The sequence below is a fragment of the Hominiventricola aquisgranensis genome (assembly GCF_040096225.1).
Lineage (GTDB): Bacteria > Bacillota > Clostridia > Lachnospirales > Lachnospiraceae > Hominiventricola > Hominiventricola aquisgranensis.
This window is the reverse complement of sequence record NZ_JBBMFC010000006.1, coordinates 35,024-50,501: the sequence shown is the minus strand read 5'-3', so window position 1 is coordinate 50,501 and position 15,478 is coordinate 35,024. Positions and strand designations below refer to the sequence as shown.

The 15,478-nt window shown below is 43.6% G+C and carries 18 protein-coding genes; 1 reads left to right on the top strand and 17 read right to left on the bottom strand.

The features are described 5' to 3' along the window. Positions 1-117: 117 nt before the first annotated feature. The 6 genes from WMO62_RS04685 to WMO62_RS04660 form a co-directional block, all read right to left on the bottom strand. Complete coding sequence (locus tag WMO62_RS04685) at positions 118-897, bottom strand: peptidoglycan-binding domain-containing protein (RefSeq protein WP_349143979.1); 780 nt, start codon at positions 895-897, stop codon at positions 118-120. Next, positions 897-1,205 (bottom strand): aminopeptidase, encoded by a 309-nt coding sequence (locus WMO62_RS04680; RefSeq protein ID WP_147600555.1) that lies wholly within the window; start codon positions 1,203-1,205, stop codon positions 897-899. The genes WMO62_RS04685 and WMO62_RS04680 overlap by 1 nt, the downstream gene beginning before the upstream one ends. Next, positions 1,195-1,470, bottom strand: a complete 276-nt coding sequence (locus WMO62_RS04675; protein WP_147600554.1) for a hypothetical protein — start codon at positions 1,468-1,470, stop codon at positions 1,195-1,197. The genes WMO62_RS04680 and WMO62_RS04675 overlap by 11 nt, the downstream gene beginning before the upstream one ends. 32 nt (positions 1,471-1,502) lie before the next feature. After that, a complete protein-coding gene (locus WMO62_RS04670) occupies positions 1,503-1,811 on the bottom strand; it encodes a DNA recombination protein RmuC (protein WP_147600553.1) in 309 nt (102 codons plus the stop codon). Positions 1,812-2,233: 422 nt separating this feature from the next. Beyond that, positions 2,234-2,575 carry a hypothetical protein gene (locus WMO62_RS04665; RefSeq protein ID WP_349143978.1) on the bottom strand — a complete coding sequence of 114 codons (342 nt, stop codon included), beginning with the start codon at positions 2,573-2,575 and terminating at the stop codon, positions 2,234-2,236. Positions 2,576-2,710: 135 nt separating this feature from the next. Next, entirely contained in the window at positions 2,711-3,706 is a 996-nt protein-coding gene (locus WMO62_RS04660) for a tyrosine-type recombinase/integrase (protein ID WP_349143977.1), read from the bottom strand. 251 nt (positions 3,707-3,957) lie between these two features. On the opposite strand from WMO62_RS04660, the gene WMO62_RS04655 reads away from it, so the two are divergent. Further along, positions 3,958-4,278: a hypothetical protein gene (locus WMO62_RS04655; protein ID WP_349143976.1), complete on the top strand. Its 321-nt coding sequence runs from the start codon at positions 3,958-3,960 to the stop codon at positions 4,276-4,278. A gap of 22 nt (positions 4,279-4,300) precedes the next feature. Here the strand turns inward: WMO62_RS04655 and WMO62_RS04650 are convergent, their stop codons facing one another. The 11 genes from WMO62_RS04650 to WMO62_RS04600 all read right to left on the bottom strand — a co-directional run bounded on the left by WMO62_RS04650 (position 4,301) and on the right by WMO62_RS04600 (position 15,439). After that, positions 4,301-5,212 carry a hypothetical protein gene (locus WMO62_RS04650; RefSeq protein ID WP_349143975.1) on the bottom strand — a complete coding sequence of 304 codons (912 nt, stop codon included), beginning with the start codon at positions 5,210-5,212 and terminating at the stop codon, positions 4,301-4,303. Positions 5,213-5,318: 106 nt separating this feature from the next. Continuing rightward, the gene (locus WMO62_RS04645) at positions 5,319-6,314 is read right to left on the bottom strand and encodes a hypothetical protein (protein ID WP_349143974.1); all 996 of its coding nucleotides are present in this window, start codon (positions 6,312-6,314) and stop codon (positions 5,319-5,321) included. A gap of 60 nt (positions 6,315-6,374) precedes the next feature. Next, positions 6,375-7,142, bottom strand: a complete 768-nt coding sequence (locus tag WMO62_RS04640) for a phage tail-collar fiber domain-containing protein (protein ID WP_349143973.1) — start codon at positions 7,140-7,142, stop codon at positions 6,375-6,377. Continuing rightward, on the bottom strand, positions 7,143-7,871 hold the full coding sequence (locus WMO62_RS04635) for a phage tail protein (RefSeq protein WP_349143972.1): 729 nt from the start codon (positions 7,869-7,871) through the stop codon (positions 7,143-7,145). It lies immediately after the preceding gene. Further along, a complete protein-coding gene (locus WMO62_RS04630) occupies positions 7,864-9,009 on the bottom strand; it encodes a baseplate assembly protein (protein ID WP_349143971.1) in 1,146 nt (381 codons plus the stop codon). Before WMO62_RS04630 ends, WMO62_RS04635 begins: the two co-directional genes overlap by 8 nt. After that, complete coding sequence (locus WMO62_RS04625; RefSeq protein ID WP_118438394.1) at positions 9,009-9,317, bottom strand: hypothetical protein; 309 nt, start codon at positions 9,315-9,317, stop codon at positions 9,009-9,011. Before WMO62_RS04625 ends, WMO62_RS04630 begins: the two co-directional genes overlap by 1 nt. A 9-nt stretch (positions 9,318-9,326) precedes the next feature. Beyond that, positions 9,327-9,725, bottom strand: coding sequence for a phage tail protein (locus WMO62_RS04620; protein WP_118438395.1), 399 nt, complete (start codon positions 9,723-9,725; stop codon positions 9,327-9,329). A 9-nt stretch (positions 9,726-9,734) separates the two neighbouring features. Then, on the bottom strand, positions 9,735-10,256 hold the full coding sequence (locus tag WMO62_RS04615) for a hypothetical protein (RefSeq protein ID WP_349143970.1): 522 nt from the start codon (positions 10,254-10,256) through the stop codon (positions 9,735-9,737). Positions 10,257-10,260: 4 nt separating this feature from the next. After that, positions 10,261-11,808, bottom strand: coding sequence for a LysM peptidoglycan-binding domain-containing protein (locus tag WMO62_RS04610; protein WP_349143969.1), 1,548 nt, complete (start codon positions 11,806-11,808; stop codon positions 10,261-10,263). Continuing rightward, the gene (locus WMO62_RS04605) at positions 11,808-12,011 is read right to left on the bottom strand and encodes a tail protein X (RefSeq protein ID WP_349143968.1); all 204 of its coding nucleotides are present in this window, start codon (positions 12,009-12,011) and stop codon (positions 11,808-11,810) included. Before WMO62_RS04605 ends, WMO62_RS04610 begins: the two co-directional genes overlap by 1 nt. 8 nt (positions 12,012-12,019) lie before the next feature. After that, positions 12,020-15,439, bottom strand: a complete 3,420-nt coding sequence (locus WMO62_RS04600) for a phage tail tape measure protein (protein ID WP_349143967.1) — start codon at positions 15,437-15,439, stop codon at positions 12,020-12,022. Between the last annotated feature and the right edge of the window lie 39 nt (positions 15,440-15,478).

The window sequence follows — 15,478 nt, the reverse complement described above, 5'->3', positions numbered from 1 at the left end:
TATTGTTCCCATTTTCGTCAATGCCGATTTTTCCTTATATTATAGGAAAGTTCACTTTTAAAAATAGTGAAAAATCCCGTCAAAACATAAGATTTAGTAACAAATTAGTAACACGGTTTACGCAGATTCCAGACCAGCTTTCCAGCTCTTCGCTCCAACAATTCCATCAGCAGTCAGACCATGCGCTTTCTGCCAGGTCTTTGTATCTGCCTCAGTGCCGGATCCGAAGATTCCGTCAATCTTGCTACCGGTGTATCCGAGGATCACCTGCCAGATCTTCACTGCTTTTCCTTTGCTACCTTTTCTGATCGTATCCATCTTATATGCTCCTTTCTTTGTATCGCTGGTGGATGATGCTGTTGTAGATTGTCCTCCACCACGAGGATTGCCAGATACTACCACTACGATATGCCCCTTTGTCTTTGTCACCAAGATATCACCGTTATAGACCGGAGTCCTTGCCTGGGACAAATAGCTGATCTTGTTAATAAACAGCCCAGTAGCTCCTAGGATCGCTGCCGCATTGGCCGTAGTAAAGTTGCCCGGATCCTTTCCAGACGCTTCCTTGACAACCTGCCTAGTCAAGCTGCTGCAGTCACACTCCGTCTTTGTCTTGGTATCGATTCCATAGATGATAACTCCTAAGCGGTTGCCCTGGTCATAACCGATATTTTTGTTGTTGCAGGCGGCAGTCATCCGCTCAGCCATCTTTGCGGCCAGAGCTGCATTCTTCGGTCGCAGGATGTACCAGCCTTTACTATGTACATAAAATGGCTGCATGCTTACCTCGCCCTTTGTATCGTTGGTGTTGGATGTCTGCTTCTGATCACCAGCAACTCCTCCAGATAACTTTCCGCGCTCATCGATCCGCGCGGATCCGATCATGATTGTTGCCATTACACATTACCTCCCCTGATCTGTCCGATTGCCTGAATTACCTTGTCATAACCTACCATAGCGCTTAACCAGCTCAGCAATACCAGCGCGATTAAAATAACAACCATCTGTGCGCTGATCGCCGCCTGTACCATTACGGTATATGCCAACCACAAAAGAACTGACATTACAATTGCCACATAGCCTGCAAGCGCATTGCTGTAGTATTTCTTGTTACGTTCATCCAACCACCGCTTAATAGCTTCCGTAACCAATCCAGTCATGATACTGACCGCCATCAGAAGCATCAGAAAAACTTCAAGTGTCATCCTCATTATCCTCCTTCTTCTCTGCAGCCCGATCTTCCAGCTCATACAACCGATCCTGCTGCTTATCTTTTGTCGTTTTGATCCATCCCATGACTCCACATTCACCGCCACACACCGCAAAGACACAGTTGCAAAGCGTGTCCGGGATTCCGCCTGTCTTGTAGTACATCCATAGCATCAATACTATAAACACTAAGAGAAATACCGCAATCACAATCAGAATCACATCCATAGTCCGGATCTTTTTCTTTTCTTCCTCTTCCATGTCTCTCACCTTTTCCGTATGATTCCATACAGTTAGAATCCCGCTGTTTTAAACAGATAGCTGATTGCAAGCCCAAGAACAAACGTGATAATGTATCCCGTCACGTTTCGCCACTTCTCACCGTCTCTGCCTTCCAGCTTTTCCAGTCGCTCGCCCTGCTGTTCCTGCTCTTTGAGCATGGATTCCATGTTGTCAGCAAGTTTCTGTACTGCTGTTGTCAGATTGGTAAACTGCTCCACTGACTTCTCCAAAAGCTCGATCCGACGATTCTGGCGGTTGTCCTCAGCTTCAATACGCTTCCGGAACTCCTCATGCTCTTCTCTACTGATAGGATCACCCATGGTCTTTCCTCCTTCCTAATGGCGTATAGAAAAAGCCATTCATATGATTCCGATGGACTCGGATTCATGTGAATGACCTTTTGTAGGACAAAATAAAAATTCTCTGAGACAGATTTGGAAAAAGCTTGAAACTTCCAAACGTAGCATATCTATTCCAACAGATTTAGACTATTCTGAATTGGCGATATACATATCAACATCAGGCGTAATTGTCGGAGAAATTCATGTTGTAAAGGAGTATCTTTCTAATGTAGGAAAAATTTTTCGTTGCGGTAATGGTTTTATAACTGGAATAACAGAAAATATACTAATTCAGGCAAACGTATCATTATCTACAATAACTGGATCAATTTATGTAAAAGACTCAGTAGTCTCATCTGAAACTACAATATTTTATCGTTAATTCGTATTTCTGAGAATTTTTACTCAATAGCATATATGGTCCATCTAATTGATCCTGTTATTATGGATCCAGAATCATTGCAAATAGTCCAGCTACTCTTGCTTGTGGTGACAACTTTATCATTTTCGTTATACTTCCAAGAAGGAGAAGTTCCATAAAATGCACCGTCTAGTCTACAGTTTCCATATCCATTTGTGGAAACTTTTACCTCTGTTGGTATAGCAATAATAAAAGATTCTTTATTTTCATCAGGAATAGAAAACGAGCCATTTCCATCTATGACTCCAATAGTTTTAAGCTGATAAGGGTTCCTTGAGTTAATTGCATTATATATTTTCTCGATCATTTCTCCAATTGTCATATCACCATCTACTTTCAAATTTTTATTTTGCTCTGATCCGTCATAGCGATCAAATGTACCTACATATCAGCCTCACAGACACAACAAACACACCCGACTGAGCCGAGTGTTATACCCATCTATGAACTTGCAGATTTACGATGCTAAATACATCCTGTGCTCCGCCTTGACCTTATGCTGGTCCACTGTGCAATAAATCATTGTGGTATTCGGACTGCTGTGTCCGGCCAAGCACTGCACGTCCTGGAGTGGCATTCCCCGGTTGGCTGCATTGGTTAAGGCTGTGCGTCTGAATCTATGCGGATGTACAAGCTTAACCCCAGCCCGTTCCCCCAATGTCCGCAAGATCTCTTCTATCCCACTTCTGGTCAGCCTGTTATGCGGTGTTTTACATGATACAAACAATGCCGGATCCGTATCTGTACGCCCCAGCAAATATGTCTGCAGGTGATATGCGGCAGTAGCATTCAGATACACAGCTCTTTCTTTTCCTCCCTTCCCATGTACAATGCAGCCGTTTTCTACAAAATCAATATCAGATCTGTTCAGAGCTGTAACCTCTGATACCCTGGCCGCTGTGCTGTAAAGCACGTCTACCAGTGCCAGATCTCGTTCCCTTTTACAACTACACCGGATTTTTTCTCGTTCCTCATCTGTGTATGGCTTCTTTATAGTCACATCGTACTTAATCTGATCCAGCAGTTCTGCCGGGTTCTCGCTTATGTATTTGCGACGTCGCAACCATCCAAAGAATGTCCGGAACACAAGCCTCTTGTAATTCAGGTACCGGTTGCTAAGATTCCGACCGTACTTCTGTCTGGCCAGATGCAGCATCAGATCCTCATCTGTGATCTCCATAATTGGCTTCCGGATATCATCCAGCAATATCCTGATATGCATCCCATAAGTATCAATCGTCCCTTTCGCTTTTCCGGCCACAATGAGAGCCTGGAAAAATTTCTGAGCGTATGCCCAATTATCATGCACTTCTGTTGACAACTGGGTCTCTTCCCGAGTCACCTGATATCCTTCCAGGCTGATCACAAGCGCCGACTTTAGTTCCTGCAGTTGCTTCGGATCCAGCTTGTCCGCCATCCTGTTCAGCACTTTTTCCATCACTTCCGTCTTCAAAATACCGCCTCCTTCCTGATACTGAAATCGTACCAAGTTGGAGGCGGTTTCCTCAACAAAATAAAAATTTTGGCGGTGTATCATTTGGAATCGATGGAGATGGTAATTACGGTTACTATGGGGCTGATGGCAGCCTTGTCCCTTTTAAAAGCGGTAATCCTTATCTTCGTTATAACGAAGAAAGTAAATATATTCAATGTCTAGATACAAACGGAATATGGAAAAACATTATTAAAGTAAACGCAGTTCCTATGGATATGATTGCGGCATCTAGTATCAATTTGCTATCCCAACCATATTGGATTTGTAAAGTTGCAGGAACTTCTACAAGATCAGCTAAAAATTCAGCTGGGTCATACTGTTCATGCAGTGTAATTGCTGGAAATCACCTAGATAAGTTTACAATAAAGGCATCTAGAGATATTGCTATATATGTTGATAAAGTAAATAAGTATGTAAACCTAAAGGCAGGTGGAAGTTATTCAACCCCTGAATATGACGTTGGAGCAATAATAAACATCTATATTTTAGGTTCAAGCTATTCAGATGGTTGGGTTAAAATGTTCCAATAGATCCAGGAGCTGTTATTTACAATCAAGATTGATCAAGTACACATGTCATGCTGATAAGCCTACATGAAGTTTTATTAGTTCTGCTACGAAAGGCTATTTTGTCACCTGCTTTAATGTTTGTTAATGGTATGGAGATATCTTTGCTAACAGTCCAATATGTTCCAGAAGATAATCCGTTTCCATTGTAATTTGAGGCAATATTTTTCCAGTTGGAATTGAGTGCGTAATCAAGATAAGCTGTCCAATAACTTCCTGCGCCACATAGTTTTACGTGTAATTTTAAGGTTGCTTTGGAAATACTTTTTAAAAATACTATCGAATTACTTTCTACCTTAAACACCTTGTTTGTTAACAAACTCACTAGACCAACCATATAAGTATTTTCAGATTCATTTTGATTCCAGCAGAAACCGTGTACTGCATTTACATCACCAGTCTTAAAAGGGGTAACTGTATCTGCACCTGCCTTAATGTAGCCATAATTACCGTTTTTATCTATTCCAAAAGCGAAAGGTAAGTTCTCATCTAGTTCGGCAAAATTTTTATTTTGCGCTGCAATCTCAGCCAGAATATTCGTCTGCTCCACATGGCTTTCATCCCATGCACCGGCCGGATGGACGGTAGTAAATTTCCATGCCTTATTATCATAGATTACATAATCCCCAACCGCATAATCTTTCGTAGAATCAAACTTATCGGTAGTATCCGTCACGATCTCCCCAGCTGCAACCTTTGCATCCTCCGCTGCTGTTTTTGCTGCGTCTGCTGTAGTTTTTGCCGTAGATGCAGTATCGGCAACTGCATTGATCTGTGTCTGAAGATCTCCCTTGGTATTATAAGCCACATCACCTGTCAGAATCTTCACATTTCCCCAAACCTTGTTCCAAAATTTTCTTGCCCCGGTCTTACCTAAAACCTTTTCAAGATCAGTCATTTTTATGATTCTCCTTTCTTTGTTTCACACAGTACTATCCGGAGTGCCCGTCTCCGAATCAATATTTAATAGTTTGCTTTATTGCCAGTCGTTCTGTTATCTCTGCTTACAGTACGCAGATAGCGTCGATCTCTTCCTCAGTCAGAAACTGGATGTCAGACTTCATGACAAAGTCGCTGAAGTCGTATGTTCCTGCCATGACATCCCAGCCATCAGCGGTATAAACCACATTAGATCCTGCCTTGCACTGTTTACCAGCACCCTCAACAAATGCTGCGGTAGTGGTAAAGTCATCCGTGATGTTATAAACATCACCGGCAACCATACCCTGAGTCGGCAGTTTTGCAAATGCGATAGATCCTTTGATCTTGTATACACCTGCTACAGCTGTATCTACAGCTTTCTTGATAGCCGCATCCGCTGCTGTTTTGGTGTAAGCATCACTGATTCCATAACCCTCAAGGGTAGTTGCCGTATTGGCCTTTTTACCAAGCTCGGCATTCACCTCGATCTTGGTGTATGCATCCGTGATACCATAACCAGAAACGGTGGTTGCTTTATCGGCTTTTGCAGCGATTGCGGCATCCATACCGTTGACCTTTTTCTTGTCAGCAGCAGACATCAGACCTGCTTTCTCCTCAGTAGCCTCTTCATAGGTAGTGTTGGTCGGATCTGCCCAGGTTCCATCTGCTTTCAGGAATTTACCCTGGGAACCTGCTTCCGGTGCCGGTACATAACCTGCGGTACCTGCTGCAGATGCAGTTGCTCCTTTCATGTCAACCGGTTTGGTATCTGTAAATTCTGCATTTGCCGGTACATCACTGTTTACGGTATGTCCGTTTACAGTTTCAGCATTACCGCCATTCGCCGGAAGACTTTCCGGTTTATTTTTGATAAATGCATCTCCGGATGTAGCATTCCAGTCAGACTGTACGTTGACCTTAGCACCTGCCTCAATACCGGTTAACTTGTTTTTCTCATCAGTGGTGTAGTCGTTGGTGGACAGGCCTTTGCCTGCTTCTTTTGCTACAAACAGCTCTTTTACTTTTGCCCATAACTGGGATAATCCGGTTCCATCAAGATGTTTATTACTTAATGCCATAATTGTTTTCTCCTCTCATAGTCAAGACGGGCATTCCGGATAGTACTGTGTAATATGTTTTTATGTTGTTGCTTCTTCAATTTCTTCTTTGTTCATCGCCGTATCGCTTGAAGACGAACTTCCGTCCCATTTGGTATCAATGGATTCCTGCACTTCCATTGCTGACATCGCTGTCTTGCTGGAAGAAGATTCACCGTTCCATTCTGTGTTGATTGACTCCATGATCTCTGATCGACTCATAGATGTGTCTGCTCCACCGCTGCCACCTCCAAAGAGCTCATAGAAGCTGTCATCTAAGGTATCTTCAAACACATACGATTTGAACTCAGATCTTAATGCATCCAGATCTTCCTGAAGTGCGTAGGCTCCACTTCCGCTGACGATCGTTACTTCTGCAGCATTGCTTACCTCTGTATAGAATTCCATGAGGATCGTAGCTGCATGTAATCCGTTATATGCAGGCATATAATCCCACTGATCATTCACAGCTACAGCTATGGCATATAAGATTTCTCCCTCTTCCGGATCCTCTGCAAATACACCAACCTCTTTAACGTAATACCCATGATTCAAGCTCTGAGTCTCTGCAAAATTAGATATTACGAATTTCAGATAAACCGTACTGTCATTCACAACTGCCACTTCATTGATCGGCATCTCCTGCCTCTGACTTTTAAGATTCGTGAGACCTGTCAATACTTCTCCATCCGAATAGGAACCATCTCCCGCGGCAGCCTTGGTAAATTTAATTGCAGCCTGTCCTGCCTGTGCTTTTGCTATCAGATTTAATCCTTGTTGCGTAAGGATTGCTGCACCAAATGCGGCCATTTACTTCACCTCCCGTATAATTGTTTTTGCATATGGAACAACCGCAGCAATCGTGTGTGCGGATCCATTCACAATTATTTGTGTTTTATAACAGCTATCAATCACTGTTGCCGAGGTCGGTATCAAGGCAACTGCAGCATACTCAGATCCATGTACTTTCCTTTGGACTTCATAGCTGTTATCAATTACTGTTTTAGGAACTGACACAGCACCAGCGGTCACATACATTTTTGTATTGACATTCCGATGGACTTCTATCGTTTTCAGCCATGATCTGGTATTTTTCACCCGCCGAATCATTGAAGAAAACTTTTCTATCATTTCTGGTGTCAGCAACGCATCCGTGATAACTTTGAAATAATATGGTTTATCTCCGTATTCCCACCATTCCTGAACGGATCCGCTGCCAAATACAATAGATACCAGTTCTTCAACTGCGGCCGGTGTACCGGCACTCATATACCAGATCATGGTATATTTGACTAACTTGCGTTTTGCTTCTAACGACAGCTGTTCATCGTAATACTGCGTATTCAACTCTGCAGCCAGAAGATCCAACACCTGTTCAGATGCAAGATCAATGGCTGCATATACACTTATGTAGGAACAATGCTCCAACAATCTCTGCGTGGCTTTTTGAAGCGCATAACCCAATGCCTGTGTCTTTTCTTTCTCTGCCAAAGATGCCGGAAGGATGTTGACAATATTGCTGTCATAAAATTTAATCATCTTCTACCCCTCCATACATGACATTGATCGTACCTGCCACAGCAATTGTATCGTTCTGTAAAACTGTATGTACCGGACTTCGGATGTCCACTCGCTTAGCCCCAGCTTCCATGATCTTCTGAATTAAATAAGACGGGTTAATATCCCGTCCTATCTTCTCCATCTGCCATGTGTTATAGACTTCAATGGCAGTATTAACGGCAGCCTGAATTGTACCGGCTGCCGTCTTCTTGCTGTTCGCTATGTAATAAGTCAGATCAATATTATATTCCTGTTTTTCAGGTGCTCGGATCGTAACGTGATCCGTCAACGGTCTTATCTTTCGATCATTCAAATGATCAGATACCTTCTGCAGTAGTGCATCCTCTGGCAGCTTCCCACCATCGCAGATTACATACACTACAACTTCTCCGGGTGCTGGAGTCTGTACAACTACATCGCTGATAGAAGCGTCTGCTTCTTTCGCAAAATACTCATAAGCTCCATCTGGTCCCGCTGTGGAATAGGTATCCGGCACACTGTATACACGCTCCCGAAGGCTATCATCATCTTCAATATCGGCTCCACCGTAAGTAGTTACCATGTTTTCTACAGTCACTACATATGGCAACGTATTCACAATGATATTCAGCTCTCCTGGTGCAAAATCGTTACCCTGGATGCCTGTCTGTGTGCAAGTAGCCGCCACAGTTACCTGCTGTTCTCCAGCCTTAATCTCTGCATATTCATCCGTAGAGAAAAAAAGATCATTGCCATTCGTGACTCTACAGCCAAGTGGAATCGCAACAGCGAATGGATATACCGTTTCAATAGAAAACCGTAACACAGTAGATGCTGCCGATGCCTGAAGCCTGGTAATGCCTCTCAATGCTGCCAGGTTATCCAGATATTCCCCGGAAGCATATTTCAGGAAGCTCATCTTGCCTGCATAATCTGCATACTGCATAGCCTGATAGATCTGCATTGTACAGGCATACATGATCAATCTGTACGGATCTGCCTGCCCAAGCGAAACATCTTTTCCTGTAAGTTCCTTATATTTTTCCTGATAATCAGCGATCATCTGATTCATTGTCTCTTCGACAGTAGCATCATCTATGAAGCTGATATCCGGGAAGTTTTCTGTAACTACACTCATCAATGCCCCTCCGATTTTCTGAAATGTATGATCGGAATAAGTACCCCTTCCATGTTGCCTTCAAAATCAATTGATTCTACGGTCACTCTCGGTTCATAGGTTTCCACTTTCTCAATGATTTCCAGGGACAACATGTTCTTTGCGATCTCATATGGATAACCCACTATTTTGTCAATGTTGATTCCGATATCCCGATCAAGAGCCTGTGTCCCAGATACTATAGACAGAAGTGTTTCCAAACATAGCTTAACGTCCTGAAATTCTTCCATAGTGAATCCACTGGAATCCAAATCAATGTGATATTCCATGCCATCCTCCTAAACGTATTCTCGTAAAGTTAAACTTACTTTTGCCGACACAAGATCTCCATTTTTGATAATGTTATCCCAGGTCTCACTGACGCTGGTAATTCTCCATTTCTTTGATCCAACCTTTTTACCACCAATTACAAAGGTAAAATAATCTCCGCTCTCTGCAGCTTCCTGAATACGCTCCAAGGTTTTCCTTGGCCGAATCCCATGCATAGAAGACAAATAGATGCTCATCGACACTTCCTGCAAATCCGGTCCCAGAAACTCTGCTTCTGCTTTTCCACCTATTACCTGATGCTCAGCCCATCGTCCACTGACCTTCCGGTTCATCCCGGAAAAAGTTAGAACCTTGTTGCTGCTCACCTCAAATGTAATTAAACTTCCAAGATTTCCTACAAGTGCCATGTTCGTCTCCTAAATAGTATGCGGTAGTCCCAACTGATCCTCTATGCGTTCTATCCGTTTCATCAGATCCTCTATGGTGATTTCACCGTAGGAACATTTCAAAGTAATGTCATCCGCCTCAACAGATACACTCTGCGCTTTCAGCACACTCTCTACTCCAAGTGTCAGCTCCGCATTAGCTGACTTCAGTGTAATCAAAGAATTGGCATTCAATGTAAGCTGCTCCGTTTGCAGTTGATAATGCCCGCCTGTGCACACCAGATATGCTGCTCCATCATAGTCTTTCCGGTACCCGATATTGGCTTTTGGCTGGCTGCCGCCACCGTAATAATTTCCCATAACGAATCCTTTGCTGGATCCATTATCCATGTGCAGAGTCACCACTCTGTCTCCAATCTTCGGCATTGAATACTCCTGATTCAGTGCCATCATCGGAAGCGGCAAAGAAGAACTTCGGCTGTCCTCATAAGCAACCTTTACCCGCCCTTCTGAAGGATACACACTGGTAACTCTTCCGATTCTTATTGCCATCTCATTATCCTCCTGCAGGAATCCATAATTTTTCTCCTGGCCAGATCCAGTGACCATTGCTGGAACTGCTCTTTCCATGTTCCTTTGCAGTGGTCTCGATCGTATCCGTATTTGCATTGTAGATTACCGAATATTTGGAGCCAGATCCATAATATTTCTTGGCAAGAGCCCATAAGGTATCACCGGATACAACCGTATACCATTGACCGTCACCTGCTCCTGATGCTGCAAGTGCAGCAACTCTGATTGGCTTCTGGACTTTATGCAATGTAAGCTGCATCGTATATCCACTGGATCCAATACTGTGCTTTACTTTGTCTACATAGTATTTACCGTTTATCGCTTCAAGCCCTGTAATGTCCACACATAATGTGGCTATGATCCTGATATCTGCCCGAATCGTAAGCGTCAGTGTCTCCATCTTCCGGTTCGCTTCGTTCACCTTGGCAGCTGCCTGAAGCTCCGCGTCATACTGGCTGTTAGCCTGTACATTGATGCTGTACATCCGGCCTTCCTCACCCATGCTTACATTGATGCTGTCATCAATATCTGGATTGGTGTAATTCAGATCCACACCCGTGTAAGTTCCTTCGATGGTCTCGTTATATTCCCACTTGATCATCTCAGACTCATCAATCGTCAATACGGATCCTTTTTCTTCATACTTTACCAAATCAAAGATAACAATCTTATGGTTATAGACTTTCATACCAAGTCCATACTTTTCCGCAAGCCCGTATAGGAACGCGCTGTCAGTCTGTTTGCTCTGTTCTAGCTCTTCAACCTGAATATCATCAGCCTCATACACCAAAGTCACACAGGCGGCGTCTGCGATCCTCGCAGCGATATCTCTGACGGTCGTTTTTTCCCATGTATTTGTCCGTGGAAGCGCTTTGAAGTCATCCATAGCGGGCACACTCACTGCAGATAACACACAGCTTAAAGGTCTGCCTGAAAAGCTGATATCATCCATGATAAAGTTTCCACAGTTAAAAACCTCTTCGGATGATTTCTTTCTCCAGTTTTTCAGATTGATCTTTACCCCAAAGGCTGCTCCCCGCTGCGGCTTATATTTTCCGATCCAATGTTTGTCAATGTCATGCATGGATACGGATATGCTGTCCGATTCTCCATTTGACACATCTGTGTATGATAAGGATTCCGCCGTCTCTGCAATGATCTTTCCCAACTTTGGATTCGGTGTACCAATGATCTGCACACCTGTTTGACTTTCACTTCCTGATGCCCCTATGGAAGGAATTGCCAGCTGCTCCCCTGGCCAGATCCAGTGTCCATGATTCGATGATTTCTTTCCATGGCTTTTTGCTGTTGACTCAATGATTTCCTTGTTGGCATCATAGATAATCGTATACTTTGCTCCCGATCCATAATATTTCTTGGCAAGAGCCCATAGCGTGTCACCAGATCTGACTGTATAAGTACCGGATCCGGATGCCGCCGATCCGTTTCCGGCAGCCGTTCCACCGCCAAGCTGTCTTTTTATTGTTCCGTCATAATCAACGGTCAAGCTGACTTGTCTTGGAATTGCCATCATTGTCTCCAATCTGGAAGAAAGTCATCATCTTTATCTGGCTTATCCTTTATTTCCAAAAGCACACCTTCCGGAAACACAAAGTAACCAAGATGCTGCTGATTGTTCCCCATCAAAAAAGAGGTGTACAGTTCATCGCCGTATACCTCTTTTGCTATGATATCCCAGGTATCCCCGGATTTTGTCTTATAAACCTTTGCCATGCTGCCTCCTATCCAAAAGCCACACGACCATGATTCTTCAAATACCTATCCATCATGTCTTCAAATTCATCCTGTGAAATCCTGAGTGCATCCGTCAGATCATCCTTGTTCGGTGCCGATCCGTAGAATTGTAATACCGGACTGTACTCTATGGACGGTGACGATGCCCCATCCAGCGATGCTGAATCAAGCCTGTGCTCCATTCCCAGAAGCCTTCCAGTCTGCTCCCATAAAGAAATCGCATTCCTACTTCCATCAATTGGAATCGCCATTTCTGGATTGTTCTCCGCAAACCAGGTAAGTTCCGGTGATGTAGCAAGACCGCCATTTGCACGATGATTGATATACTCATCAAGCTGTTCACTACTACGAAATGCATTGACATTGATTTCCGATGAAGGAATACCTATGTTCTTACTTCTGATACCATTTGCAACCAGATCATAATATACCGGAATCGTGATATCCACACCTTCACCGAGTCCAGTTTTAATCGACTCCAGAATATAATCAACATTTTCTTGGATATCTTCCATCGCTCCATCATCCGTCATAGCATCCATGATCTCATAGGGGATCGTAGAACCGGCTTCCTGCGCCAAAGCAATCAGTGTGGCATATTCTTCATTATCACTCAGATCATGCCCGATCAGCTCCCACAGTGCGCCTTGATCGCCGGATACCGCTCCAATAGAGTAGATATTATTGATCGCATTAGTTATCTCATCCGGAATAGTCTCTCCAGCATCTTGGTATTCAGCTGCAACATCTTTTAACTGCTGCAGCTGAGTCTGCATGGAATCATACAGATCTCCTAATGCAAGACTGTCAGATCTGCTAATATTGAATCCGGATTGTATGTTCTGTAGGACTGTCTGGAGTCCTTGCTGCCAATCCTGTGGGCTACTATATCCCTTCTGCATCAACGATTCTATTTCAGTGCTGATGCTCTCGTTCATAGTAGCAATATTGTCTGTAAGAACGTCACTATAGGCACTCATGACCGTGTCTGCCTGGAAGGATGCACTGCGGACATTCAGATCTGCAATGTTCTTCAAATACTGTTCCTGCGCCAGTGCAATTCCTGATTGAAATTCATCATCAGACAAATCTCCAGAAGCATGCGACGCTGATAAAGCGGCATAACTCTTTTCATAGCTGTCTGTATATGCCTGCTTTGCCGTTTCAATCTCACTTGCAATTTTCTCCTGCAGATCCAAGAAAGAATCTGCTGTGAGTCCGGATCCGCTGCTATAATCCATCTGAAAAACGGATAACGCCGCATCAAACTCTCCTGTTGCAAGGTTCTTCTGAACTTCTGCCATCTTAGCCTGAAGATCTGCAATCTGAGTGATCTCCGATGCATCAAGTACATTGTCTGCAAATGCCTCGTTGACTGCTTCACTCAGGCTCTGTCCCAGGGAAGTCATCTCATCATAGGAGTTCTGGTAAAACTGGTTTACCTTCGATGCAATATCAGCTCCTTCATCACTCTCTCCAAGTGTAACAGCAAGATTTAGCGATACTGCATACTGTGACTGCTGCACGTATTCCTTGGCAGCCTGTACATAATCATCTACTGTCGTCTTATAAGATTCCTGTTCATCCGGTGTCAATTCCATTCCAATTGATACCATCCAGTTCATCTTATTAAGATCTGCAACGGCATTTTCAATGGTTCCTGAAATCTCATCCAGCTCGCCAAATTCATCCAGTGCTTTTTTCACACCAGAAAGGCTCTTGGAATCAACAATATACTCAGCAACTGCCTGAATATCTTTCATCGACAATGCAATATTTCCAAAGTGTTTTTCGAGACTGCTGTTAGCAAGCCCCTGTTCATAGCTCTTGTATGCATTAACTGCCCCAGTCAAAGCACCAATAGCAACTACCATTCCCAATACAATTTGGGTCGGTGCGCTCAAAGCTGTAAGCCCAACAAGAGCATTTGTAAGATGTACGATTGAAGATGATATTTTGTAAGTGATCAATGCAGATCCTACTCCAGTAATCATTCCAATTACTACATCTTTGTTATCGACACACCATTTACCAACCGATTTAAGCACACCAAAGAATGATGTTATGGGCTTACTATATTTTTTCACATTCCGCTGCAATGTCGGAATCTCTGTACTGATATTCCTGATCCACTTAGCCGCTCCATTGGAGCTTCCCATAAAGTCTGTAAGACCGGATACTTTTTTAGTGATCATATCAATAGCATCAACATATGGTTCTCTCAGCTCATCATAAGCAACAATGCCAAGTTCCTGCATTGTATTTTTCAAGATCTGAACCTTGCTCTCTGCAGTCTCATACCGTTTTCCCGCCTCTGTTGCAAGTGCGGTATTCTCTTCCCAAGCATTATTACCTACCTCGATTGCTCTGTCTAATACATCATGTGCGTTAGCCAACGCAAGTACCGTATTGGACAATCGTACTTCATTGATCCCCATATCATTCAACACAGCAACCGCTGATTTGCCATTGCGTTCCGTGTCGTTCAGACCACCAACAAAGGCCGACAGTGCTTTTGTCGCATCTTCGTTAAACAACTCTTTGAACTGCTCGCCTGTCATATTAGCCACAGATGCATAGTTTTCAAGACCATCGCCAAGCTCTGTCGCAAGCTGCATCTTCTTCAACAGCTTGGACATTGTGGATCCACCAGATTCTGCATAGATACCAACCGCACTCATAGCCGTGGACAAGGACACTACCTGTGCCTCTGTCAGACCTACCTGTTTTGCTGATGATGCCAGCCGCAGCGACATCTCTGTAATATCATCTTCAGTCGTGGCAAACTTGTTACCAAGGTCAACGATTGTAGATCCCAAGCGTTCCCAGTTACTGATTCCAGATTTATCAATATCTGCCATACCCATGATATTTGCGAATTTTGCAAGTCTGGTCGCAGCATCTTCCGCACTCAGATTGGTGGATACATCCATGTTAATCATAGTCTCCGTGAAGTCAGTTAAGCTATCTGTAGCAATACCAAGCTGTCCGGCAATCTCCATGACCTTTGCAATATCTGAGGCACTGGATGGAATCACTCTTGTCATATCAAGAATATCCTGCCGCAGCTTCGCGTACTGAGCATCTGTTGCATCAACAGTCTTTTTGACTCCTGCAAAAGCACTTTCAAATTCAGATCCATACTTAATAGATGCAGCTGTTGCTGCTCCAATTGCCACAGTTGCAACTCCTGCTGCAGTTGCAACTACGTTGAAACATTTTTTTCCGACACCTACAATTTTGTTGAATCCTTTATCTAGCTTCGTAAAATCGCGGTCCATGGTCTTCATAGTGGCACTGAATGCCGCTAGGCTTCCCTTTGTAGATGCCAGAGCCATATTAAACGATTTATCAATAATTCCGGCGATTCTTATAGCCAGCTTGTATTCTTTTCCGTTCGTCGACAACCTCCGACACCTCCTGTATCAGATCCAATAATTCTGAAA